Genomic DNA, 23,850 nt, shown 5'->3' with positions numbered 1-23,850 from the left:
AAATCTACCGGTGTGACGTGCGTCGCTTCCGCCCCGGGCGCACGCTGGAAGGCATGGCACCCCGGCCCGGACGCGCACGACCGCGGCAGCCGTGGCAGTCGGCCCGCGCGCTGCCGGCGCTCCCCGTCGCGCTCATCGTGGCGATCACCGTGGTGGACGTGCGGGCCCCCCACGACGTCCATCTCGGACCGGCCCTGGTGATCGCCCCCGCGCTCACCCCCTCCTTCGCCGGCCCCCGCACCACCGCGGGCGTCGGCGCCCTCGCGATGGCCGCGCAGCTCCTCATCGGCGTCACCCACGGCGGGATCGGCACCACGAACCACATCGTGCAGATCATCACCCTCGCCGTGCTCGTGGTGCTCACGGTCGTCTACAGCGCCCTGCGCGAGCGCCGGCAGGCCCAGCTGGCCCGGGTCCGCACGGTCGCCGAGGCCGCGCAGCACGTCCTGATGTGGCCGCTGCCCGAGCGGATCGGCACGCTGCGGATCGCCTCCCTGTACCTGGCCGCCGAGGACGAGGCCCAGATCGGCGGCGACCTGTACGCGGCGACGTCGTGCGACGGCGCCGTACGGGTGCTGATCGGCGACGTCAGGGGCAAGGGGCTGCCCGCCATCGGGGAGGCGGCGCTGCTGCTCGGCGCCTTCCGGGAGAGCGCGCACCGGCGCATTCCGCTGACGGACGTGGCCGCCACCCTGGACCAGAGCATCACCCGCTACGCCGCCGAGCTGGACCCCCCGGAGGAGGAGGGCGAGCGGTTCGCCACCGCGCTGCTCGTGGAGATCCCGGACCGCGCACCGGTGACCCGGATGACCAGCTGCGGACATCTCCCGCCGCTGCTGCTGGGCCCCGGCCGCGTCGTCACGGCCCCGGACCTGCACCCCTCGCCGCCCCTCGGGGTGCAGTACGGCGTCGGGCACACGCTGGACGTGTTCTCCTTCGCGCCGGGCGACACCCTGCTGCTCTACACCGACGGGGTCGTGGAGGCCCGGGACGAACACGGCCGCTTCTATCCGCTCGCCGACCGGGTCGCGCGGTGGACCGGGGACGGTCCCGAGGCGCTGATGCACCACCTGCGGCGCGATCTGCTCGCCCACGCCGGCGGCCGGCTCGGCGACGACGCCGCGCTCATCGCCCTGCACCGCGCCCCCGCCGAGCGCCGCCGCCACCACGGGTGAGCCGCCGCTGCGGGGCCACGGGCGGGGCGTTCACCCGTCCGTGCCCCGTCCGTGCGGCGATGTTCAGCCCGGAGGGTGGCCCGGGGCTCCACCGCGTTGCGAGAATCTGCGGCGCCCGGCGGCGGACTCCCCCGCCCGCCCGGACCCGAGTGAGGTTCCCGATGCCCGTACGAACCCTGCCCCCGCGACGCCTGTTCGCGCCGCTGCTCGCCGGTCTGGCCCTGCTGCCCGCGCTGCTGTCCCCCGGGGCCGCGCGCGCGGCGCCGGGGGGAGGCGCGCCGGCCCGCTTCGATCTCCAGGCCCATCGCGGCGGCCTCGGCATGACCACCGAGGAGTCGCTGGAGGGCTTCGGCAAGGCACTGCGGCTCGGGGTGTCCACGCTGGAGCTGGACACACAGGTCACCCGGGACCTGAAGGTGGTCGTCAACCACGACCGGCAGATCAGCGGCGTCAAGTGCCGGGACACCGGCCCGGTCACGCCCGGTGACCCGATGTACCCCTATGTCGGCAAGTACATCAAGGACCTGACGCTCGGCCAGGTCAAGACCCTGGACTGCGGCTACCGGCAACTGCCCGGCTTCCCCGAGCAGGAGGTCGTGAAGGGTTTCCGGATGGTGGAGCTGAGGGACGTCCTGGACCTGGTCGAGCGTTATCGCGCACGGGGCGTGAAGCTGAACATCGAGACCAAGGTGGAGGCGGGGGCGCCCGAGCAGACCACGCCGCGCGAGGTGTTCGTCCGCCGGGTGTACCAGGAGATCCACCGTTCGGGCGTCGAGCGGCAGGTCACCATCCAGTCGTTCGACTGGGGCGCGCTGAGGGCGATGCACCGGCTCGCGCCGGCCTGGCCGCTGGTGGCGCTGACGAATCACGACTTCCTCCAGGTCGGCCGGCCCGGCGCGTCCCCGTGGCTCGGCGGGATCGACGCCGACGACTACGGCGGGGACTTCGTCCGGGCGGCGGCGACCCTGCCCGGCGTCACGACGCTCTCCCCCAACTACGGCTTCCCGCAGAGCGGCAAGGTCGGCGACCCGGGGTTCCGGTTCTACTCCGACGCGGCGATGGTCGCCGAGGCGCACGCCCGGGGGCTGAAGGTGGTGCCGTGGACCTGTGACGACCCGGCGACCGTGGAGGCGCTGATGGACCTGGGCGTCGACGGCGTCATCACCGACTACCCGGACCGGGTACGGCGGATCATGGCCGGCCGGGGCATGCGGCTGCCCCGCCCCTACCACCCGCACGGCCACGCCTGACCGTCCCGGGGCGCGGGCGTGGGCCCCGCCCCGAATGGGGCGGGGCGGGGCCCACGTCCGGGTCAGCGGACCGGCTTGAGGCCGGTGATCTTCCGGGTCTTCAGGTCGGACTGGACGTCGATCCGGCTGACCTGGGGGTGCGGACCCTCGCTCCAGGTGAGCGTGACCCTGCTGGTGGCGTGGCCGGCGCCGGAACCGGTGGCGGCCACCTTCCACTTCACCGGCACGTTCTGCGCGAACAGGATGCCGTCGGCGTGCTCGCGCTGCTCGTAGGCGGCGACCGCCTTGCGGGCCCCGGCGGAGAGGTAGAAGCCGCGCAGGGCCTTGGCGCTCGCCGCGGCCGTGGGGTCGTCGGTGGCCCAGACGGCGTCGATGTAGGCGCCGTAGAAGTCGGCCACGTGCTGGGTGACGTCCCGCGGGTCGCCCTGGGCGGAGGAGGCCGCGGCGGTGGCGCGGGGGGCGTGGCTCGTGGTGCCGCCCGCGAGGGCCGGGGTGACGGCGGCCAGGGTGAGGCCGGCGGCGAGGGCCGTGGCGGTGAGGAGGGTCTTGCGGCTGCGGTCGGACATGTGTCTCATTCCCCCGGAATCTTCGTGACCGGGTCCATCCCGGCTGTCCATGGTCCTCAAGACCGCTTTCCGGGCCCTCCGGTTCCGTGTTCCGGGGGTGGTTTCCTCCGGTCGCGCGCGGGGCGGTCGCTTCCGGTCGTTCCGGGGGCTGTCTTCCGGTCGCCGCGGGTACGGCGACCGCCCGGCCCGCCGCATGGCCCGTCGTACGCGCCGTACGAGGAGGGGCGGGGCCGGGGTCCGGGAGGTGGGTCGGACCCCGGCCCCGGGTCTGTCACGGCTTGCGGGCCACCGCGCCGTACATGGCGACGTCCTCGTCCCGGATGCCCGGCTCGCCGGTGCCGTCGGGGTGCCACTTGTGCACCTGGACGATGCCGGGTCCGAGCAGGTCCAGGCCGTCGAAGAACTCGTGTGCCTCGGCCAGGGTGCGCAGCCGCATCGGCATGTCGCGGGCCGCGTACTCGCGGGCGACCCGGCCCACCTCCTCGGGGGCGAAGTCGGCGGTGCCGATGGACATGGCGAGGTGACTGCCGGAGGGCAGCGGCTCCAGCAGCCGGCGCACCACTCCGACCGCGTCGTCCGCGTCCAGCATGAAGTGCACGATGGCGATGACGGTGAGGGCGACGGGCCGGTCCGGATCCAGCGTCTCGCGCAGCTCGGGGGCGCCCAGGATGGCCGCCGGGTCGCGGAAGTCGGCCTCCAGGTACGCGGTCCGGCCCTCGGGGGCGCTGGCCAGCAGGCCCCGGGAGAGCGTGAGCACGATCGGGTCGTTGTCGACGTAGACGACCCGCGACTCGGGGGCCACGGCCTGGGCGATCTCGTGCAGGTTGGGGGAGGTCGGGATGCCGGTGCCGATGTCCAGGAACTGCCGTATGCCCGCCTCCTCTGCGAGCCGGCGCACCACGCGGTTCATGAAGTCGCGGTTGGCGCGCATGTGCACCGGGAGCGCGGGCCACTCCCGCACCATCGCCTCGCCCGCCTCCTTGTCGGCGGGGTAGTAGTCCTTGCCGCCGAGTATGTAGTCGTAGATGCGGGCGGAGTGGGCGTTCCCGGTGTCGATCCGGTCGGCCGGCCATCCGTTCTCGGGCAACGCCGTGTCTCCCATTCGGGTCGGGTCGGGCCCTCGCGTCGACGTGCGGGGGCGGGTGCGCGGGGTGGTGCGAGAAGGCGGATGCGGTCGGCGGCTCACCACTCCTCGCGCAGCGCGGCGAGCAGGGTCTCGGTCTTGCGGGCGGACGGCGCCTGGGCGCTCAGCCGGTCCAGGGCCTCCCGGTAGACCACCACCTCGTCGGGCTTGTCCAGGTACTCGGCCCTGGCCAGTCCGCTGAGGTAGGCGATGTCGGGCAGTTCGCGGGCCCGGAACCGGAAGAGGTGGAAGGCGCCGGCCCACAGCGCGGGGTGCGGTCCGTTGGCGAACGGCATGACCTGCACGGTGACATGGGGCAGCCGGCCCACCTCGATGAGGTGGTCGATCTGCGCGCGCATCACCTCCGCGCCGCCGACCGGCCGGCGCAGCACGGTCTCGTCCATCACCACCCACAGCCGCGGCGGTTCCGCTCCGGTCAGCAGTTGCTGGCGGCGGGTGCGCAGCGCGACCCGGCGTTCGGTGACGTCGGCGGGCGCGTGCGGGTAGGACGCGGTGAGCAGGGCGCGGGCGTAGTCCTCGGTCTGCAGCAGGCCGTGCACGAACTGGTTCTCGTAGCCGCGCAGTTGCAGGGCCGCCTGCTCCAGGCTGAGGTAGGCGGGCAGCCAGGGGGGCACGACGTCGCGGTAGGTGTGCCACCAGCCGCGCTTGTTGGCCTCGCGTACGGACTGCAGGAAGGTGTCGATCTCCTCCTGGTCCACGACGCCGTAGACCCGGAGGAGTTTCTCGGCGTCCGGGAGCCGCAGCCGGGCCACCTTGGCGGCCTCCATGCGGCGGATCGTGGAATGGCTGACCCCGATGGCCGCGCCCGCCTCGGCATAGCCGAGCCCGGCCCGGGTGCGCAGTTCCTCCAGGCGTCTGCCGAGGATCATGCGCAGCACGGAGGGGGCGCCGCCCCACGTGGTCTCCACGGTCACGCCCACCCCCTCGTCAGCTCCCGGTCGTCCGCGCAGGCGGATCGCTCCGGCCCATTCGATCACGTTCCGCCGGATGCAGCATGCACTTCGCCACTTGCAAATTTCAACTTGCCGGTTGCGGGCCGTGGTTGGCAGGTGCCAGAGTGGACCCGCTGCCCGCCCGGCCCCCGGGGCGGACGGCACGTCGGGCTCGGCGGGCGAACAGGCCGCCGCCAGGGCCTTCGGGCGGGTGGCGGAGGCATCCGCCACCCGCTCGGCCGACCCGCCTGCCGCGGCCCCGCGCACGGGGCCGGACGGAAGACGCGCGGCGACGGCTCCGTCCCGTACCCCGACGGCTCCCCCGCCCGGCCACCGGCCACCCACCGCAGCGGACCGCTCCCGCGCGGCGGGGGCCGTGACGCCGCCGGGCGGGGCGAGCGGCACGCCCCGGCGCGCGGGCACGACGGTGGCCGCGCACCGTCCCGCCGGGGCTCCGGTGGCTCCGGTGGCTCCGGGTCGCGGGTGCCACGGCGCGCGTACCGGACCGGACCTCCGCGGCCGGACGGTCCGCGCACCGGCTGCCGGCGTTCCGGCCCGCGCCCCCGCTCCACCCGGAGGCGAGCGTTCCGGTCGACTCCCCGGGCCCGCGGCCCCGGCCGGCTCGCCTCCGGGGCCTTCGCCGCCCCGCCCCCGGGACCGCCTCCCCTACGGCGTCCGGGCCGGCCGGGGAGCGAGGGCGGGCGGCACCGGTCGTGCCCGACCGCCGGAGCGGACATATGCTGCGAAGTGCCGCACCGAAGGGAGTGCTCATGGCCGACACGCCCACCGACCCCGCCGCCGCACCGCCCCCGCAGGATCCGCCCGGCTCCCCCGCCGGCGAGCTGACGCTGCGCCCGCTCGGCTTCGAGCACCTGGCCGCCGTACTCGACCTCGGCCACCGGGTCTACGACACCGACGCGATGCCCTACACCGGCTGGTCGCTGTCGGCCGTCGCCGGGCACCTGGACGCGCCGGACCCGGCCTGCTTCGTGCTGCTCGACGGGGACCGGGTCGCCGGGTTCGTGCTCGGTTCGCTGTCCTTCGAGCAGCGCGCCGACTGGGGCTACCTGGAGTGGATCGCCGTCGACCCCGGCTACCAGGGGCGCGGGGCGGCCTCCCGGCTGGTGCGGGAGTGCTGCGCGCGGCTGGCCGAGGCCGGCGCGGTGTGCGTGGTCACGGACGTGGAGCGGCGCAACACCGCCTCCGCCGAGCTGATGCGCCGCAACGACTTCGTGGAGGAGACCGGCGTCAGCCTGTTCGTCCGGCAGCTCGCCGACGCCCCCGGGTCCGGCCCGGGCCGGGCCCGGGGCGGCACCGGGCCGCGCCGCCACCTCACCCGCGCGGCGGCCGAACGGATCCGCTGACCCCGGCCGGGCCGCCGTCGGCCGTCCGGCGCCGGGCGGTGCGGTGGTGGTCCGGCCAGCGCACGTCGTAGGCCCAGCCGAGGCACTCGAACCAGCGGATCAGCCGGGCGCCGGCGTCGAGCTGGCCGGTGAGCACGCCGTGCCGGGCGCTGGTGGGGTCGGCGTGGTGCAGGTTGTGCCAGGACTCGCCGAAGGACAGCGGGGCCAGCCACCACACGTTGCCCGAGCGGTCCCGGCTGCGGAAGGGGCGGGAACCGGTCGCGTGGCAGATGGAGTTGATGGACCAGGTGACGTGGTGGACGAGGCAGATCCGGACCGGCCCGGCCCAGAACAGCGCGGTGAGTGCGCCCTGCCAGGACCGGGTCAGCGCCCCGCCGAGCAGGGCGGGCAGGGCGAGGGAGGCGAGCACCAGCGGGCCGAAGCGGCGGGAGATCAGCATCAGGGCGCGGTCGCGGACGAGGTCGGGCGCGTAGGTGCGGGGCGGGGCGTGCGCGGTCTCGAACAGCCAGCCCAGGTGGGCGTAGCGCATGCCCTTGGCGAGGGCGCGGGGTGAGCGGCCGTACCGCCAGGGCGAGTGCGGGTCGCCGTCCCGGTCGGAGTACCGGTGGTGTTTGCGGTGGTCGGCCACCCAGGTGATCAGCGGGCCCTGCACGGCGAGACTGCCGGCCAGCGCCAGCGCGATCCGCAGCGGCCGGCGGGCCTTGAACGAGCCGTGGGTGAAGTGCCGGTGGAAGCCGACGGTGATGCCGAGCCCGCTGACCAGGTAGAAGGCGACGGCGAGCGCGAGGTCGACGGGGCTGAGCCCGTGCCGCCAGGCCAGCGGCACGGCGGCGAGCAGCGCGAGGAACGGCACGGCGACGAAGACGCCGATCATCAGTTGCCCGCCGGTGGGTCAGGGCCGGCCGCCGGCCGCCGGCGGGGCGGTGTCGGAGATCTCCGCGGACATGACGGTCCTTTCTCGGCCCGGGCGCGCTAGTCGACGGCGGTGAAGGCGAGGACGGCGTTCTGGCCGCCGAAGCCGAAGGAGTTGCTGACGGCGGCCCGGGTCCGGTGCGGGCGGGGCACCTTGGTGACGATGTCCAGGTCCATCGCCGGATCGAGGGTGTCCAGGTTGGCGGTGGGCGGGATCAGCTGGTGGCGCAGGGTGAGCACGGTGCAGGCCGCCTCGATGGCCCCGGCGCCGCCGATGGCGTGCCCGATGGTGCCCTTGACCGCGGTGACCGGCGGGGGGCGGCGGCGGAAGACGCGGTGCAGCGCGTTGTGTTCGGCGGCGTCTCCCTGAGGGGTGGCGGTGCCGTGCGCGTTGACGTGGTCGATGTCCTCGGGGGCCAGGCCGGCGTCGGCGAGGGCGGCGTCCAGGGCGCGGGCGGCGCCGTCGCCGTCGGGGCGCGGGGCGGTGAAGTGGTGGGCGTCGCAGGAGGCGCCGAACCCGGCGAGCAGCGCCTCGGGCCGTACGCCCCGGGCCCGGGCGTCCTCGGTGCGTTCCAGGACGAGGACGGCGGCGCCCTCGCCGAGGACGAAGCCGTCGCGGTCCCGGTCGAAGGGGCGGGAGGCGGCGTCGGGGTTGTGCGCGCGACGGGACAGGGCGCGCATCTGCGCGAAGCAGGCGGCGGTCATCCGCAGCCGGGCCGACTCGCTGCCGCCGGCCAGGACCAGGTCGCAGCGGCCGGACAGCAGCCAGTCCCGGGCCAGGCCGAGCGCGCTGGTACCGGAGGCGCAGGCGGTGCTGACCACCATGTTGGGGCCGAGCGCGCCGAGGTCCAGGGCGATCTCGGCGGCGGCCATGTTGGGCACGCTGCGGGGCAGCGCGAGCGGGGAGACGCGCTCGGGGACGGCGTCGGCGAGCCGGTCGAACTCGGCCTGCCAGCCCTGCATCGACCCGGTGCCGACGCCCATCACCACGCCGACGCGGGCGCCGTCCCAGCCGGCCGGGGCGAGGCCCGCGTCGGCGACGGCCTCGCGGGCGGCGAGCAGCGCGAAGGTGGTGAACCGGTCGAGCCGGCGGGCCAGCCGGTGCCCGAGCAGGCCGGGCGGGTCCAGGCCGGGGACCTGGCAGGAGAAGGCCACGGGCAGTCCGGCCAGGGCGGGGTCGGGGGCGGCGGTGGACTGCCCGGCGCACAGCCCCGCCCAGGCCGCGTCCCGGCCGATGCCCGCCGGGGTGATCAGACCGAGTCCGGTGACGGCGACGGGGGCCCGGGGCGGGCCTGCTTTCACCTGGTGCATGAGCCGTGATTATGCGGACCGGGCGGGCCGGTTCCGCGCCGCGACGGCTCGGCCGGCGCGGGATGGCACCCGCTACCACCCGGATGCGCGAACGCCCGCCCCGCTTTCCCACCGGGCCCCGGACGATCCGCCGCGCGCACCCCGTCCGCGTCGGGCCGTCACCCGCCGGAGTCAGCCGCCCGCGCCCGCGCCACCCGCCTCCTGTGCCAGGGCCCGGACCGCGTGCGACCAGGCCTCGGCGAGGGCGGTCTCCAGGGTGTCCAGGGGATGGTCGCAGGTGTCCAGGCGCACGGCGGGGCCGATGTGGACGTGGACGTGTGGGCGGCGCAGGGGCGCGGTGGCCCAGCCGGCGAGTTGCTTGGCGCGGCTGCCGGAGGAGACGCGGCGGGCGCCCGCGTGCCCGACCGGGACCACCGGCGCGCCGGTGGACAGGGCGAGCCGGACCACCCCGGACTTCAGCCGGCCGGGCGGGCGGTCGTGGGAGGCGCGGTAGCGGGGCAGGCCGCCCTCGGGGTAGACGAGCACGTCCCGTCCGGCGGCCAGGGCGTCGGCGGCGTGCCGGAGGGCGTCCGGGGCGCGGCGGCTGCCCCGGTGCACGGGTACGTGACCCTCCCGGGTGAGGGCACGGCCCAGCAGCGGCACCCGCCACAGCCCGGCCGTGGCCAGTACGGCGGGACGCAGGCCGAGCCGGTGCAGGGTGCCGACGAGCAGGACCGGGTCGAAGAACGAGGTGTGGTTGGCGGCGAGGACGCATCCGGTGCCGTGCGGTCCCGGGAGGTGGCCGGTTCCGGTCACGCTCGTGTCGCTGAAGACGGGCACCAGGGCCCCGGCCCATGCCGTCAGCATCGGGCCCTCCTCTCCGCCGCGCCCCCCGGGTGCCCATCGTCACCCGTGCGCCGCCCGCCCGCACACCCCCTGCCCCGAATGCCCGTCCGGCGTGCGGTGGCCCCGGGCCGGTGGCTGAATGACCGGCATGGACTTTCTCGCCGCCTACGACGCGATCCCGCAGGACGACGTCCCGCGGCGGGTGGCCCTGCTGCGGCGGGCCATGACGACCGGCAGGGGGGCCCTGTTCGCCGAGCTGCGCACGCACCGGCCGGTGTTCCGCACGCCCGTCGGGGTGTTCGTCACCCGGCACCCCGATGTGCTGGAGGTGCTGTCGGCACCGGAGACGTTCACCGTGGGAGTGTTCGGCCCGGCGCTGGAGGAGGTGCTCGGCGGGCCGTTCGTCCTCGCCCGGGACGGCGCGGACGTGCACTGGCGGGAGCGCGGGTACGGGCAGCTGATGCTCGCCGCCGAGGACGCGCCGCGGGTCCGGGAACTCACCGCGCGGATCGCCGACGAGGTGCTGGACGAGGCGACCGGCCGGGGCGCGGACACCTTCGACCTCGTCCAGGACTACGCCCGGCTGGCCGCCGCCCGGGTCGCCGTCGCCTATCTCGGCTTCACCGGTGTCGAGGAGGAGACGCTGCACTCCTGCACGCGCCGGATGCAGTGGGCGTTCGCCGTCAACCCCGACCGGGATCCGGGGGTCCACGCGGAGGGCGTGGCCGCCGGCCGGGAACTGCACGACCGGGTCGCCGAGGTGATCGCCCGCCGCCGGGCCGCGCCGCCCGGCGACGGACCGGACGACGTGCTGGGGCGGATGCTGGACACCCGGCTGCCCGCCGGGTACGGCTTCGACGACGAGCGGGTCAACGCCAACCTGGTCGGCTACCTGACGGGCTATCAGCAGAATGCCACCCAGTGCACGGCCACCGCGCTCAAGGAACTCGCCGTGCGCCCCGATGTGCTGGCGCAGGCGGAGCGGGCGGCGGGCGAGAGCGACCCGTCCCGCTTCGACGCGTACGTGTGGGAGGCGCTGCGCTTCCATCCGTTCGTGCCGGTCACGCCCCGGCTGTGCGTGCGCGACCACCTGCTGGCCGCGGGCACCGGGCGGCGGACGTCCATCCCGGCCGGGAGCGTGGTGCTGGCCTGCTTCGCGTCGGCGATGTTCGACGAGGACGTGCTCGACGCGCCGGACGAGTTCCGGCCCGGCCGCCCGCCCGGGCACAACCTCGTCCTCGGCTACGGCGCCCACGACTGCGTCGGCCGGTACGCGGCCCGGGTCATCGTGCCGGAGCTGGTGCGGCGGGTGCTGCTGCGCCCCGGCGTGCGTCCGCTGCCGGGCGCCGAACGGGCCCTGGACTACGCGGGCACCCCGTTCCCGCAGCACTACACCGTGAGGTCCGGCCGCGGCGCCGTGGCCGCGCCCTGACCCCGGGATCCGACCGATCCGCGAACCGACCGGAGGACCGATGACCGTCACCTCCCGCCCGCCCGCGCCGGGAACGCCGCCCTGGACCGGGGCCAGGGACCGGTCCAGGGACGGGCTGCGCAACCGCTTCGAGACCCATCTGCTGACCCACTACGGCCCGGCCTGGGACACGGTCCAGCGCAGCCGGTGGCTGCACCGCAGGCTCAATTCCACGCTGACCGACCTGGCCGTGCTGAAGGCGCCGGTGCGCCCCAACCCGCTGAGCACGAAGGTCCCGTACACCTCCTGGGACTCGCTGACCGACCGGACCTGGGTGGGCCGGCAGCTGCCGCCGGTGACCACCGTGCGGAGGGGCCTGCCCGCCCCGGAGCGGGTGGCCGAGCTGTTCCGCCGCGAGGGCGAGGGCCGCTCGTGCTCCCGGTCCACCGCGCTGCTGCCGGCGTTCGCGCAGTGGTTCACCGACGGGTTCCTGCGCGGCCACGCGGCCACCGGCGATCCGCGCCGCACCGACTCGCCGCACACCCTGGACATGTGCCAGCTCTACGGCGACCGGCCGGAGGTCACCGCCTGCCTGCGCGCCTTCCGCGGCGGCCGGCTGAAGAGCCGGGTCGTCGACGGCGGCGAGTTCCCGCCCGCGCTGTGCGAGGGCGGGCGGATCAGGGAGGAGTTCCGGGCGATCCGGCCGGTGCGGTTCGACGAGGTGCCCGAGGAGTTCGTGGACACGCTGTTCGCGTGGGGCGGGGAGCGCGCGCACGCCCACATCGGGCCGATGGCGCTGAACGTCCTGTTCCTGCGCGAGCACAACCGGGTCGCCGGCATCCTCGCCGCCGCGCACCCGGACTGGGACGACGAACGGGTCTTCCAGACCACCCGCAACACGCTGATCGTGCTGATGATCCGGGTGATGCTGGAGGAGTACATCAACCACATCACGCCGTACCACTTCGGTTTCGTCCTCGATCCGGTGCGTACCGACCGGGGGGTGTGGCACCGGGAGAACCGGGCGACGATCGAGTTCAGCCTCGTCTACCGCTGGCACAGTCTGATCCCGTCCACGTACGCCATCGCCGGCCGGCCGGTGCCGCTCGCGCACACCATCGCCAACGGACAGCTCGTCCTGGACCGGGGCCTCGGCCCGCTGTTCCAGGACCTGTCCCGGCAACCGGCCGGCCTGTCCGGGCTGTTCAACACCGACCCGCTGCTGCTGCCCATCGAGGAGCGCAGCGTCGCCGTCGGCCGGGAGCTGCGGCTGGCCTCGTACAACGACTACCGGGCCTACTACGGCTTCCCCCGGGTCACCGACCCGGGGCAGATCTCCGGCGACCCGCGCGTCCGGCAGGCGCTGCTGGAGGTGTACGGCGACGTGGACGCGATCGACCTGCACGTCGGGCTGTTCGCGGAGGAGCCGGAGCCCGGGGCGATCTTCGGGCGGCTGCTGGAACGGATCATCTCCGTCGACGCGTTCTCCGAGGCGCTGAACAACCCCCTGCTGGCGCCCCGCCTGTTCGGGCCCGCCACCTTCTCCCCCGAGGGCTGGGAGATCATCCGGCACACCCACGGCTTCTCCGACCTGGTCCACCGCAACCTGCCCGAGGACAAGGGGCGTTACGTCGTCTCGCTCGGCCGCAGCGCGGCAACGGCCCGGACCGCGCTCGACTAGGGGCCGCCGGCCGGGGGTGCTCAGTCCCCGGCTCGCGCGTGGGTGCGCAACGCCTCGGCGGCGGCGCGCAGGTGTCCCGCGGCCGTGGCACAGGCGGCGGCCTGCCGTTCCAGGGTGGGGCGGCTCCACTCCGGGGCCGCCGGACAGCCGGCGAGCGTGTCCGCGGTGGCGCGCAGCCGCCGGGCGTACTCCTCCATCAGCTCGGCGTCCGACCGCAACGCCTCGGCGCGGTCGAGGAGTCCGGCGTCGTACGACGTGGCTCCGGGGGACTCGGTCACCATGGCGGACTCCCGTGGGGGTGGGCGGCGTCAGCGCGGCAGGACGGCGCCGGCGCTGCGGTGGAGCATGAACTGGGGACAGGTCAGGACCAGCCGGGGGCGGGCCGTGGCGATGCCGAGCCGGCGCAGGGGCCCGGCGAGGGGTTCGGGCGCGCCGGTGTCCAGCCGCAGCCGGATGCCGCCGCCGCTGTGCAGCCGCAGTCCGCCGTGGGCCCGGACCAGGGTGCGCACGGTGCTCTCGCCCCGGCGGCCGTAGAGGATCCAGTCGGCCTCGGGGCAGCGCGTGCCGCGCCCGAGGCGGCCCTCGACGGCGAGGCCGAGCTCGGGAGCGCGGACGGCGAGGTCGCGGCCCGTCAGTCTGGCCTCGGCATGCGCCCGGACCGCGGGCTGGCCCCAGATCTCCCGGGCGACGGTCCGGGCCTCCTCGCTGGTGACGGCGAGGGAGAGGACGTATCGGCCGGTGCGTCTGAGGTCGACCCGGCGCAGCAGGTCGAGGACGACGTCGTAGGGGCGGGGCCGCCACAGGTCGTCCACCAGCACGGAGAGGGCGAGCTCGGTGTACGGGCCGATGGTGGTGCAGCGGTGCTCGTACAGCGACAGCACCGCCAGCGCGTGCCGGCCGAGCCGGCTCGGGGTCATCCAGGTGACGCCGGGCAGCAGCGTGCGGGCGGTGTCGGCGTCGACGGGGAAGCACAGGTGGGCGGCGGAGGAGTCGTAGTAGCGCACGGGCACGTCGACCGGGCCGGCCGTGGTGGGCACCGAGGTGGTGGGCAGGGTGAGGAAGGGGTAGCCCTCGGGCGGGTTGGCGCGGTCCTTGAGCTGGTAGGCCTGGGTGCGCACGACGGGGCCGCGGTAGGGGGTGAGGGCCTCGTCGACGCGCTCGCGGGCCTCGGGGACGACGGTCCGCAGGTGCTCGATGTACTCGTGGAGCATGTGGCAGAGCGGGAACTCGTGGCCGGGCCCGGTGTAGTCGACCTCGTACCAGTTCGGGTGCGGGTCGAACGCGGAGCCCGCGCCGCGCCCGTCGAGGACGGGCACGATGTCGTGCTGGTTGGTGATGCTGGCGACCCAGGTGCGCGGGTCGGCGGGCTTCTTGTTGTCGACCGGGGAGCCGACCGCGACGACGTGGGTGACACGGTAGGTGCGGCAGAACTCCTCGCTCTGGGCGAGGTTCATCACGGCGATCCCGCCCTCGCTGTGCCCGATCAGCGCGAGGTCGGCGCCGCGCGGGATGCCGTAGTCCCGCAGGGCGAGCAGGATGGCGCGGGTGTACGGCGAGTCGGGCATGAACAGGTTGCGCCAGGCGCCGACGAAGTCCTGCGGGGAGTCGGTGCGGGGGCGGCCGGGGGCCATGCCGGGCGCCTGGAGGACGTAGCGGACGACGCCGTCCGGGCCGCGCACGTTCTGCAGCAGGATCCGCCCGTCGGTGGAGAGCATCTCGATGTTGCGCAGGAAGCCGAGGAAGGAGCCCTTGCCGGCGATGACCTGCCGCTCCTGGTCGGTGAGGTCGACGGGCTCGGCGGCGCCCTCGCCCCGGTCCAGGTCCGCGAGGTGGGCGGCGCTGACGCCGTGCAGCGGGTCGGCGGACAGCTCGCGGCCGGTGGCCAGCGCCCAGCCGGTCTCGTCGTTCTTCGGGTCCTCGTCCAGCAGGGCGCGGATCGCGAGGAGTTCGGCCATCAGCGGGGCCAGCCCGGACAGCGCGCGCTGCGCCCCCTGGTCGCGGAACAGGGCGCGCAGGGCCCGTACGGCCGCCAGGTCCTTGTCGGCGGTGACGGCCTCGGTCAGCCGGCGCATCCCGGGGTCGCGCTCGAACTCGGGGTGGTCGACCAGGACGGCGGCGATCCGCAGCCGCAGCGAGGTGACCGCGACCAGTGCGGCGAGGCTCTCCCGGCCGAGGACCTCGCCGGCGGCGCCGAGGACGTGGCCGACGCCCTTCGGCGCGGTGATCGCCGAGCCGCCGAGGCCCTGTCTGCTGGTCAGGGCGCGCAGCAGCGCCCACCGGGCGGCCAGGCCGGTGCGGGGGCGGCGGCGCGCGGAGGCGGCCGGGGCGGGGCCGAACAGCGCGGTGCTGGTGCGCTCGGACACCGCGCGGATGCCCTCGGCGACGTCCACCACGTCCCGCGCGCACCCCCGCAGCAGGTCCCTGGCCTCCCGGCCGTCCGGTACGGGCCGTCCGGGCGCGGTGCCGTCCGCTCGCATCCGACGCTCCCTCGGCTAGACGACATGGGGAGGTGCCGGGGCCGGACCGACGGGCACGGCCCCGCTCCCATGGTCGGCCAGCGGGACCGCGCCCGCACCTTCATCCATCCAGGTAGAGGATGTCCGCGGGGATCGCGCCGCGCGCCGAGCCTGGGCACCGGGGGCCCGGGACCGGCGCATAATCGCCGCCCATGACCCCCTGCACCGCACCGCACCGCCTCGCGGGAGGCGCGCCGTGACCGTGACCCCCGGCCGCCCGGACGGCCCGCGCGCCCCGCTTCCCGACACCGTCCCGGTCGGCCTGCCGCTGCGCACCGGCTATCTGCTCACCCTCGTGGTGGGCCCGCTGGCCGTGCTGGCGCTGGCGCTGCCCGTCGCCCTGACCGGCGGCTGGGGGCCGCGCTGGTACGACGCGGTCCTCGGCGCCGGGATGTACGCGCTGTCCATCATGGGCATCACCGCCGGCTACCACCGGCACTTCACCCATCTGTCGTTCAAGGCTCAACGGCCGCTGCGGATCGCCCTCGGGATCGCGGGCGGCCTCGCCATGGAGGGCCCGGTGACGATGTGGGTGGCCGAGCACCGGCGCCACCACCAGTACGCGGACCGGGCGGGCGACCCCCACTCGCCGTGGACGTACGGCACCACCCGGCGGGCGCTGCTGAAGGGACTGTGGCACGCCCAGGTCGGCTGGTTCTCCTCCTCGCCGGTCCGCTCCCACTACCCGCGCTACGCCCCGGACCTGCTCGCCGACCCGGACGTGCGCCGGCTGGACCGCTGCTATCCGCTGACCATCGCCGTCTCGCTGGCGCTGCCGCCGGCGCTGGTCCTGGCGGTCACCCAGGACGGGCGGTCCGCGCTGGTCACGCTGTTCTGGGCGAGCCTGGTGCGGTACGCCGTCGTGCACCATGTCACCTGGTCGGTCAACTCCGTGGCGCACGCCTTCGGTCCGCGCCACTACAGCACCCGGGACCAGTCCCGGGACGTGCCCTGGGTGGCCCTGCTGACCTTCGGCGAGGGCTGGCACAACCTCCACCACGCCGACCCCGGCAGCGCCCGGCACGGCGGGCTGCGCGGCCAGCCGGACCTCACGGCGTGGCTGATCGCCCGGTTCGAGCGGTGGGGCTGGGCGTACGACGTGCGCTGGCCGGACGAACGGCGGATCACCGCCCGGCTGCGCGCGGAGACGGCCGGGCGCCGGGTGCCGCACCGTCAACTGTCCGCGAAGTGACGGGAGAACGGCGACGAGTCGACGGCGAACAAGCCGTTGAAGGGCTGGTTCAGCTCGAAGACCAGCAGCACGGTGAAGGTGATGAGCGCGGTCAGGCCCATCACCATCACCACATGCGTGGCGCTGCGCCGTACGCCGAACATGAACATGAAGGCCACGGTCAGCACGCCGCCGACGATCAGCCCGAACCACAGCACGGGTGACAGGGACTCGCCGACGTCCGCCTCGCGGCCGCGCCGGGCGTCGTCCAGGGCGCTGAGCTGGGCCAGGGTCTCCTGGAGCGTGGCCTGCTGGGCGAGCGTGGCGCCGGCCGGGACCTGGCCGGCCGCCCTCAGGTCGTCCAGCAGGTCCCAGCCGCGCCGGTCCGGCGGCTGCCCGGCGGCCATGAGGGGCCACTCCTCGGACACGACGTGGTGGGCGTACGCGTCCACGGCGTCCCTGGCGCGTTCGTCCGCCGGCGCCGGCAGCCCGGCGGAGAGCAGCCGGATCTGGTGGGCGGCGCTCGCCTCCGCCTGCACGTGCTCCTCCGCGGCGGACCGCGCCTCCCACACGGCCACCATGGACAGACCGAGCACGAGGGCGTAGAGCACGCTGACCATCATGGCGATGTACTCGGCGACGTCCTCCCGGGGTTCCTCGTCCGGGGCCGGGGGCCAGAAGCGGTGCTTGATCACCACGATGCCCGCGGCGACCGCGGCGATCCCCAGAACGATGGCGAAGGTCTCGATCACCGGCGCGGTCTCCAGTCGTCTCGATGTGCTCGGTCTGGGAACGGGGGCGGGGGCAGGGGAGCGGGGGCAGGGTCTGGGGCAGGGGCGCGGCTACTTGCCGATGCGGCGGGAGCCGAGCAGCGCGGCGGCGAGGGCGGCGGGGATGAGCAGCAGGAACAGCACGGCGAGCAGACCGAGCCCGGTCGGCCGCCCGTCGGGCCGGATGAACCGGGACATGATGGACGGGGCGCGGGGTGAGGCGGAGGGGGTGCGGGGGGCCGCGGTGGGGGGCCGGGTCGGCGGGTGGGGCCGGGGGCTGGCCGGGGTCGTGGGAGTGGTGGACTGACCGCCGGTGGTGTGACCTCCCGTTGCCTGGCCCCCGGTGGTATGACCGCCGGTCGCCTGGCCGCCGACCGCTTCCCCTCCGGTCGCCTGGCCTCCGACTGCTGCTTCGCCTCCGGTCGCCTGGCCGCCGGCTCCTTCCCCTCCGGTCGCCTGGCCTCCGACTGCTGCTTCGCCTCCGGTCGCCTGGCCGCCGGCTCCTTCCCCTCCGGTCGCCTGGCCTCCCGTCGCCTCACCGCCGGTAGCCTGGCCGCCGGTTGCCTCGCCTCCGGTGCTCCGGCCCTGGCCTGCGGTGGCGCCGCCTTGACCGGCCGCGGCCCCGCCTTGACCGGCCGTCGTGCCGGCGGCCGCTCCCGCCGTGCCTCCGTCGGCCGCCGCTCCGGCGCCACCGGCAGCGGTCCCGCCGCCACCGGCCGCCGCCGCGCCCGCGCCTCCCGCCGCCGCAGCCCCACCAGCCGCCGCAGCCCCACCGGCAGCAGCGGCCCCGCCCGCCACCGCTGCTCCCGCGCCGGCCGCCGCACCGGCCCCGCCGGCCGCCGCCGCCCCTCCCGCACCCGCCGCAACGCCCGCTCCTGCGACCGCGCCGGCAGCCACCCCCGCACCGGTTGCCGCACCAGCACCAGCACCAGCGGCGGCTGCCCCGGCGGCGGCACCCCCACCTGCCGCAGCGCCCACTCCCGCGCCGGCACCCGCCGCCGCCCCCACACCAGCGACCGCGCCGCCCCCGGCGCCCGCTCCCCCGGCACCGGCACCGGCACCGGCCGCCGCGCCCGCACCGGCCGCCGCCCCGACTCCTGCGCCCGCCGCCGGTCCACCTCCTGCGCCCGCCGCCGCACCGGCACCAGCCACCGCCCCCACCCCCGCGGCTCCGCCGGCTCCCGCTCCCGCACCGCCGGCCCCGGCCCCGGCGACCGCGCCGGGGGCGCCCGCACCGGGCGCGGGTACGCCCACGCCCGGGGCGGGGGCGCCCGGCAGCGGCAGTGGTGGGGGTGGCGGGAAGACCACTCCGGGCGGGATCGGCAGCACCGGGGGTGCGGGCGGCGGCACAGGGGCGGGCGGCAGCACCGGGGGCGCGGGTGGCGGCACGGGAACGGGCGGCGGTGGGGGTGGAGCGGGGAGAGGCGGGGGCGGAGGCGGTACGGGGACGAGGGTCGGGGGCGGAGGCGGTACGGGGACGGGAGTCGGCGTCGGCGGTTCGACGGGTGGAGGCGGAGGGGGTGGAGGAGGTGGAGGAGGCGGAGGGGGCGGGTACAGGGTGAATCCGCCGGATCCCCAGGCCTTGAGCTCCGGTGGCCACTCGGGGCAGCCGTCGGGCCGGAGCGTGGCGAGGTGGTCGCTTCCCTTGACGTGTCCCTCGCTGAGGTACTCCCCCGGAGGCCGCTCGACGATCGCCACGCACCGCGCCGTGACGCCCGGTTCCAGGCTCGGGACGGTGTCGTCGCCCGTCGCGCAGACGATGGCGGGCGGCTGGAGGACCGGATCGGTGAGCCGCAGGTCGTACACCGTGCGGTTGCCGGTGTTGGTGACATCGTAGAAAACGGTGGCCCGGCCGAGGAGCAGGGCGCCGTCGGGGATCTCGCCGCCGGTCGTCACGGTCTCGGTCAGCGACAGCCGTCCGCCGACGCCCGTGTATCCGGAGCGGGCCGCCGCCCGGGACTCGTAGCCGAGGGAGGGGACGCTGCCGACGGCGGTGACGTCCGCGATCCAGGTGCCCTCGCGCGCGGTGGACCACGCGGTGCAGGTCGCCGAGGCGAGGCCGCGGAGCATGGGCAGGTGATCGCCGCCGCCGGGACAGCGGATGACGGCGCCGGGCAGGCCGGGGTCGCTCACCCGGACGTCGTAGAGGTCGGCGCCGGTGCGGTTGATCAGGCGGTACGTCTTCACGAGCGGGCGTCCGACGCGGATGCCGGGCCGGGTCGCCGCCGTGCCCGGACGGGTGTTGACGGTGACTTCCAGAGCGAGTCCGTGGGTGCCCGCGCCGTCGGCGACGGCCCGGTCCACCGCTCCGGCCGACACGGCCATGATGAGCGGCAGCACCGCGGGGAGACGGGTCCCGACGGCCCGTCCGCACCCCCCTAGGACTCCCATGAACACATAAATAGGATTAACAGGGCGGCAAGGGGAGCGGGCTTCGACCCACGCCGGTCATCGGACGTAATCGTATGAAGATCACCCCGGTGGCTGCGTGACGGACGCCGGGCCGTCGTTCACGCTCCGGGCATCAGGCCGGCCGCGACCGTCGCGCCGAGTTCCCAGCACGCCTCGGTGTCCGCCTTGCCCGGCTCGCCGGTGACGGTCACCGGGTCGGCCGCCCGGCGCCAGCCGAGGCCCGTGGTGACGGCCTCGACGGCACGGACGGCGCCGGTGACGTCGTTGCCGCCATGGACGTAGTAACCGAAGGGACGGCCCCTGGTCTCGTCCAGGCAGGGGTAGTAGACCTGGTCGAAGAAGTGCTTGAGCGCCCCCGACATGTAGCCGAGGTTGGCGGGCGTGCCGAGCAGGTACCCGTCGGCTTCCAGCACGTCGGAGGCGGTGGCCGACAGGGCCGCCCGGCGGACGACGCGGACGCCCTCGATCTCCGGTGTCGTGGCGCCCGACACGGCGGCTTCGAACAGCGCCTGGCAGTTCGGTGACGGGGTGTGATGGACGATCAGAAAGATAGGCACACCCGGCACCCTGCCGTGCGTCCGCCGTCGGCGCAAACGGCGGGTGGCGCCGGGCGGCGCGAGGAGCGCGCCGCCGGCCGGCGAGAGGAGACGCGATGACCGAGGAGAACCAACCGGCGCCGGACGCCGCCCACCGGACGCCGGCCGCCGTGATGTTCGACGCGCTGGGCCTGGACTACGAGCGGGCGTACGCCGGTTCCCCTGCGCGCCGGGCGTCGCTGGACTGGCTGCTGGAGCGGCTGGCGCCGGGCAGCAGGGTGCTGGACGTGGGCAGCGGGACGGGACGGCCGACCGCGCAGGTGCTGGCCGGGGCCGGGCACCGGGTGCTGGGCCTCGACGTCTCGCCGGTCATGGTGGAGCTGGCCGCCCGGCAGGTGCCCGGGGCCGGGTTCCGGCTCGCCGACATCCGTGACACGCCGCTCGCGGAAGCCTCCTTCGACGCCGTGTGCGCCTACTTCTCGCTGCTCCAGATGTCGCGCGCCGAACAGGCGGCCGTCATCGCGAAGCTGGCGCACGCGGTACGGCCCGGCGGCCTCGTCGCGCTGGCCACCGTCCCCCTCGACGTGGAGGACGCCGACGGCCTCTTCATGGGACAGCCGGCGCGGCTGACCAGCTTCGGCGCGCGGGCGTTCGGCGACCTCGTGACCGGGGCCGGCCTGACGGTGCTGGCCGAGGAGTGCTCGCAGTTCACCCCGGACCTCCCCGGGGCCGTGCCCGAACCGCAGTTGTTCGTGCACGCGCGACGCCCCGCGGACGGGTGAGCCGTATCCCGTTCGGCATGGCCGGTGCCCTCGGCTACAGTTGCGGCTCCGCATCGAACGGGAGACAACAGTGCAGGTCAGGGTGGGTACGGTGGGCGGCCGCGTGGCCGTCGCGGCGGCGGTCGCGGTGATGCTCGGCGGCTGCGCGGGGACGGCCGACGACGGGAAGGGGTCCGCGAGCGCGTCGGCGAGCGCCGAGGGCGCGGCGGCCGGGGGGGCGAAGGCCACGGCGGCGGCCCGCGGCGGCACCCTCGGCCCGGCCGGTTCGGCCTGCGAACTGCCCGTCAGCTTCGACATCGCCAAGGGCTGGAAGCCGAAGTCCGTCGACGCGGAGAAGGAGTTGGCCAAGGCATCGAAGGACGGGGACGGCGGCCTGGCCGGCGAACTCGCCGCGGCCCTGCTCCGGCAGGGTCCGGTCGTCGCGGCCTGCGAGATCGACGCCAAGCCCGCCGGGAACATCGGCTTCCTGCGCGTGTGGAAGGGCAAGCCCCAGGACGCCGACGCGGGCGGCGTGCTGCGCGCGTTCCTCGCCGCCGAGAAGGACGTCGGCAAGGCGAAGTACCACTCCTTCAAGACCGGCGGCGGTGTCGCCGCCGTGGAGGTGGAGTACCTGAAGACCAACAAGCTCATGGAGGAGACCAAGAAGGAGAGCGCCTTCGCCGTCGGCACGCCCGAGGGCCCGGTCGTCCTGCACCTCGGCGGCATGGACACCGAGGAGCACGAGGAGATGCGGCCCGCGTACGACCTCGCCAAGCAGACGCTCAAGCTCTCCTGAGGGCCGCCGCCCGGCCCCGCTCAGCCCCCGGCCGTGGCGCGGCCGAGGTAGGTGAGGGGGCCGGCGTCCGGTACCGGTATCGGGTGGAAGCCGACCCGGTCGTAGAACGCCCGGGCGGCGGTGTTGGCGGTGACCATGCCCAGGTGCACCGCCTGGACGCCCTGTCCGCGCAGGGCGTCCAGGAAGGTGTGCAGCAGGCGGCGGCCGTGCCCTCGTCCCTGCCAGCGCGGCAGCAGGTCGATGTGCAGGTGGGCGGGGTAGCCGGCGAGTTCGGGCACCAGCATCCGCTCCGGGTGGTGCAGCAGCCGGATCATCTCCTCGGTGGGCGTGCGGGGCGGCCCCGCGGGCTCGGGGTAGCGGCCGGCCAGCCGGGGTATCCAGGTCTGCCGGAAGTCCTTGACGAAGCGTTCGGTGTCCGCGGTGCCGAGGATGTATCCCACGGCCCGGCCCGTGCCGTCGTCCAGGACGAAGGCGAGGTCCGGGTCGAAGCGGCAGTAGGGATCGGCGAAGAGGGACGGCATGAGATCCGGGTCCGGGTAGATCGCCCGGGAGTCGCCGCCGAGGTGCGCGGTGCGGACGCAGACGTCGGCGACGGCGTCGCGGTCGGCCGGGCGGAAGGGCCGGATCACGGGGGCCTGGTCCTGGTCGGGAAGTGACATGGCGTCATACTGATCGTTTGGGAGCGCTCCCACAAGCATAAGCCGGCCCTGGGTCAGACATAAGAGTGGCTTATGAGGTCATAGACTGGACCCCCGTACCAGGTTAGGGCTGCCTTAGTTTAGGCTTCCTGATCAAGTCGCCCGTTCGCGTTCGAAGGGAACCTGATCATGCCGCGCCCCCTGCGGGTAGCCATCGTCGGAGCCGGCCCCGCCGGGATCTACGCCGCCGACGCCCTGCTCAAGTCCGAGGTGGCCGCCGACCCCGGTGTGTCCATCGACCTCTTCGAGCGGATGCCCGCCCCGTTCGGCCTGATCCGGTACGGCGTCGCGCCCGACCACCCGCGCATCAAGGGCATCGTCACCGCCCTGCACCAGGTGCTCGACAAGCCGCAGATCCGCCTGTTCGGCAACGTCGACTACCCGACGGACCTCAACCTGGACGACCTCCGCGCCTTCTACGACGCGGTGATCTTCTCCACCGGCGCGATGGCCGACCGCGCGCTGTCCATACCCGGCATCGACCTGGACGGCTCCTACGGCGCCGCCGACTTCGTGTCCTGGTACGACGGTCACCCGGACGTGCCGCGCACCTGGCCGCTGGAGGCCGAGAAGGTCGCCGTGCTCGGCGTCGGCAACGTCGCGCTGGACGTGGCCCGCATCCTGGCCAAGACCGCCGACGAGCTGCTGCCGACCGAGATCCCGCCGAACGTCTACGACGGTCTGAAGGCCAACAAGGCTGTCGAGATCCACGTCTTCGGCCGCCGTGGCCCGGCCCAGGCGAAGTTCAGCCCGATGGAGCTGCGCGAGCTGGACCATTCCCCGAACATCGAGGTCATCGTCGACCCCGAGGACATCGATTACGACGAGGGCTCGATCGAGACCCGGCGCGGCAACAAGCAGGCCGACATGGTCGCCAAGACGCTGGAGAACTGGGCGATCCGGGACGTCGGCAACCGCCCGCACAAGCTCTACCTGCACTTCTTCGAGTCCCCGGCGGAGATCCTCGGCGAGGACGGCAAGGTCGTCGGGCTGCGCACCGAGCGCACCGCCCTGGACGGCACCGGCAACGTCAAGGGCACCGGCGCCTTCAAGGACTGGGACGTCACGGCGGTCTACCGCGCCGTCGGCTACCTCTCCGAGAAGCTGCCCAAGCTGCCCTGGGACGACGACTCCGGGACCGTGCCGGACGAGGGCGGCCGGGTCGTCGAGGACGGCGGCACCCCTCTGCAGTCGACCTACGTCACCGGCTGGATCCGGCGCGGCCCGGTCGGTCTCATCGGCCACACCAAGGGCGACGCCAACGAGACCGTGGCCAACCTGCTGGACGACTACGCGAACGGTCGGCTGCACACCCCCTCCGCGCCCGAGCCGCAGGCCGTGGACGCCTTCCTCGCCGAGCGGAACGTCCGCTTCACCACCTGGGAGGGCTGGTACAAGCTGGACGCCGCCGAGCGCGCCCTGGGCGAGCCGCAGGGCCGCGACCGGGTGAAGATCGTCGAGCGTGAGGACATGCTCCGGGAGAGCGGGGCATAGGGTCGCCGGTCTCAGCGACGGGGCGGGGGGGGGGGGGGGGGGGGGGGGGGGGGGGGGGGGGGGGGGGGGGGGTGGTGGGGGGGGGGGGGAGAATGGAGAGAGAGGCGAGGGGGGGGGAGGAGGAG

At 75.1% G+C, this 23,850-nt stretch carries 20 protein-coding genes and 1 pseudogene; 9 read left to right on the top strand and 12 right to left on the bottom strand.

What is annotated here, in order from left to right; translation table 11 throughout:
• Window positions 1-53 precede the first annotated feature (53 nt).
• Both ACZ4W9_RS19225 and ACZ4W9_RS19220 read left to right on the top strand, forming a co-directional pair.
• Window positions 54-1,175: a PP2C family protein-serine/threonine phosphatase gene (locus ACZ4W9_RS19225; protein ID WP_467937180.1), complete on the top strand. Its 1,122-nt coding sequence runs from the start codon at window positions 54-56 to the stop codon at window positions 1,173-1,175.
• Window positions 1,176-1,336: 161 nt separating this feature from the next.
• Window positions 1,337-2,425: a glycerophosphodiester phosphodiesterase family protein gene (locus tag ACZ4W9_RS19220; protein ID WP_467937179.1), complete on the top strand. Its 1,089-nt coding sequence runs from the start codon at window positions 1,337-1,339 to the stop codon at window positions 2,423-2,425.
• 62 nt (window positions 2,426-2,487) lie between these two features.
• Here the strand turns inward: ACZ4W9_RS19220 and ACZ4W9_RS19215 are convergent, their stop codons facing one another.
• From ACZ4W9_RS19215 to ACZ4W9_RS19205, 3 genes are all read right to left on the bottom strand, one after another.
• Window positions 2,488-2,991, bottom strand: coding sequence for a hypothetical protein (locus tag ACZ4W9_RS19215; protein ID WP_467937177.1), 504 nt, complete (start codon window positions 2,989-2,991; stop codon window positions 2,488-2,490).
• Window positions 2,992-3,262: 271 nt separating this feature from the next.
• Window positions 3,263-4,078: an SAM-dependent methyltransferase gene (locus ACZ4W9_RS19210; protein ID WP_467937175.1), complete on the bottom strand. Its 816-nt coding sequence runs from the start codon at window positions 4,076-4,078 to the stop codon at window positions 3,263-3,265.
• Between the two features lie 95 nt (window positions 4,079-4,173).
• Window positions 4,174-5,049 carry a helix-turn-helix domain-containing protein gene (locus tag ACZ4W9_RS19205; protein WP_467937173.1) on the bottom strand — a complete coding sequence of 292 codons (876 nt, stop codon included), beginning with the start codon at window positions 5,047-5,049 and terminating at the stop codon, window positions 4,174-4,176.
• Window positions 5,050-5,837: 788 nt separating this feature from the next.
• On the opposite strand from ACZ4W9_RS19205, the gene ACZ4W9_RS19200 reads away from it, so the two are divergent.
• Entirely contained in the window at window positions 5,838-6,431 is a 594-nt protein-coding gene (locus ACZ4W9_RS19200) for a GNAT family N-acetyltransferase (RefSeq protein WP_467937171.1), read from the top strand.
• On the opposite strand, the pseudogene ACZ4W9_RS19195 reads toward ACZ4W9_RS19200, so the two are convergent.
• The 3 genes and pseudogenes from ACZ4W9_RS19195 to ACZ4W9_RS19185 form a co-directional block, all read right to left on the bottom strand.
• Window positions 6,400-7,311: pseudogene (locus ACZ4W9_RS19195) on the bottom strand (acyl-CoA desaturase); the annotation flags it as partial. The gene ACZ4W9_RS19200 and the pseudogene ACZ4W9_RS19195 sit on opposite strands and share 32 nt — an antisense overlap.
• Before the next feature lie 92 nt (window positions 7,312-7,403).
• Window positions 7,404-8,654, bottom strand: coding sequence for a beta-ketoacyl-[acyl-carrier-protein] synthase family protein (locus tag ACZ4W9_RS19190; protein ID WP_467937169.1), 1,251 nt, complete (start codon window positions 8,652-8,654; stop codon window positions 7,404-7,406).
• A 171-nt stretch (window positions 8,655-8,825) separates the two neighbouring features.
• Window positions 8,826-9,500 carry a lysophospholipid acyltransferase family protein gene (locus ACZ4W9_RS19185; protein ID WP_467937164.1) on the bottom strand — a complete coding sequence of 225 codons (675 nt, stop codon included), beginning with the start codon at window positions 9,498-9,500 and terminating at the stop codon, window positions 8,826-8,828.
• A gap of 127 nt (window positions 9,501-9,627) precedes the next feature.
• Here ACZ4W9_RS19185 and ACZ4W9_RS19180 point away from each other — a divergent pair, with 127 nt between their 5' ends.
• On the top strand, window positions 9,628-10,911 hold the full coding sequence (locus ACZ4W9_RS19180) for a cytochrome P450 (protein WP_467937161.1): 1,284 nt from the start codon (window positions 9,628-9,630) through the stop codon (window positions 10,909-10,911).
• Between the two features lie 40 nt (window positions 10,912-10,951).
• The gene (locus ACZ4W9_RS19175; protein ID WP_467937159.1) at window positions 10,952-12,571 is read left to right on the top strand and encodes a peroxidase family protein; all 1,620 of its coding nucleotides are present in this window, start codon (window positions 10,952-10,954) and stop codon (window positions 12,569-12,571) included.
• Between the two features lie 20 nt (window positions 12,572-12,591).
• Here ACZ4W9_RS19175 and ACZ4W9_RS19170 read toward each other — a convergent pair whose 3' ends face one another.
• Together ACZ4W9_RS19170 and ACZ4W9_RS19165 are read right to left on the bottom strand one after the other, a co-directional pair.
• Entirely contained in the window at window positions 12,592-12,852 is a 261-nt protein-coding gene (locus tag ACZ4W9_RS19170; RefSeq protein ID WP_467937157.1) for a hypothetical protein, read from the bottom strand.
• 27 nt (window positions 12,853-12,879) lie between these two features.
• A complete protein-coding gene (locus tag ACZ4W9_RS19165; protein ID WP_467937155.1) occupies window positions 12,880-15,048 on the bottom strand; it encodes an acetoacetate decarboxylase family protein in 2,169 nt (722 codons plus the stop codon).
• Window positions 15,049-15,283: 235 nt separating this feature from the next.
• On the opposite strand from ACZ4W9_RS19165, the gene ACZ4W9_RS19160 reads away from it, so the two are divergent.
• Window positions 15,284-16,279 (top strand): acyl-CoA desaturase, encoded by a 996-nt coding sequence (locus ACZ4W9_RS19160; protein ID WP_467937153.1) that lies wholly within the window; start codon window positions 15,284-15,286, stop codon window positions 16,277-16,279.
• On the opposite strand, the gene ACZ4W9_RS19155 is transcribed toward ACZ4W9_RS19160, so the two are convergent.
• The 3 genes from ACZ4W9_RS19155 to ACZ4W9_RS19145 form a co-directional block, all read right to left on the bottom strand.
• Complete coding sequence (locus ACZ4W9_RS19155) at window positions 16,261-17,010, bottom strand: bestrophin-like domain (protein WP_467937151.1); 750 nt, start codon at window positions 17,008-17,010, stop codon at window positions 16,261-16,263. The genes ACZ4W9_RS19160 and ACZ4W9_RS19155 overlap by 19 nt on opposite strands.
• Before the next feature lie 90 nt (window positions 17,011-17,100).
• Window positions 17,101-17,226: a hypothetical protein gene (locus ACZ4W9_RS19150; protein WP_467937149.1), complete on the bottom strand. Its 126-nt coding sequence runs from the start codon at window positions 17,224-17,226 to the stop codon at window positions 17,101-17,103.
• Between the two features lie 2,312 nt (window positions 17,227-19,538).
• Entirely contained in the window at window positions 19,539-19,997 is a 459-nt protein-coding gene (locus tag ACZ4W9_RS19145; RefSeq protein WP_467937147.1) for a flavodoxin family protein, read from the bottom strand.
• Between the two features lie 95 nt (window positions 19,998-20,092).
• Here ACZ4W9_RS19145 and ACZ4W9_RS19140 point away from each other — a divergent pair, with 95 nt between their 5' ends.
• A complete protein-coding gene (locus tag ACZ4W9_RS19140) occupies window positions 20,093-20,758 on the top strand; it encodes a class I SAM-dependent methyltransferase (RefSeq protein ID WP_467937145.1) in 666 nt (221 codons plus the stop codon).
• Between the two features lie 70 nt (window positions 20,759-20,828).
• Window positions 20,829-21,533: a lipoprotein gene (locus ACZ4W9_RS19135; protein ID WP_467937143.1), complete on the top strand. Its 705-nt coding sequence runs from the start codon at window positions 20,829-20,831 to the stop codon at window positions 21,531-21,533.
• Between the two features lie 20 nt (window positions 21,534-21,553).
• Here ACZ4W9_RS19135 and ACZ4W9_RS19130 read toward each other — a convergent pair whose 3' ends face one another.
• A complete protein-coding gene (locus tag ACZ4W9_RS19130; RefSeq protein WP_467937140.1) occupies window positions 21,554-22,192 on the bottom strand; it encodes a GNAT family N-acetyltransferase in 639 nt (212 codons plus the stop codon).
• A gap of 168 nt (window positions 22,193-22,360) precedes the next feature.
• On the opposite strand from ACZ4W9_RS19130, the gene ACZ4W9_RS19125 reads away from it, so the two are divergent.
• Window positions 22,361-23,725, top strand: a complete 1,365-nt coding sequence (locus tag ACZ4W9_RS19125) for an FAD-dependent oxidoreductase (protein ID WP_467937138.1) — start codon at window positions 22,361-22,363, stop codon at window positions 23,723-23,725.
• Window positions 23,726-23,850: the final 125 nt, after the last annotated feature.

This window comes from Streptomyces sp. NPDC029296 (assembly GCF_055569255.1).
The sequence above is the reverse complement of the archived record's forward strand: the minus strand, read 5'-3'. Positions and strand labels throughout refer to the sequence as shown.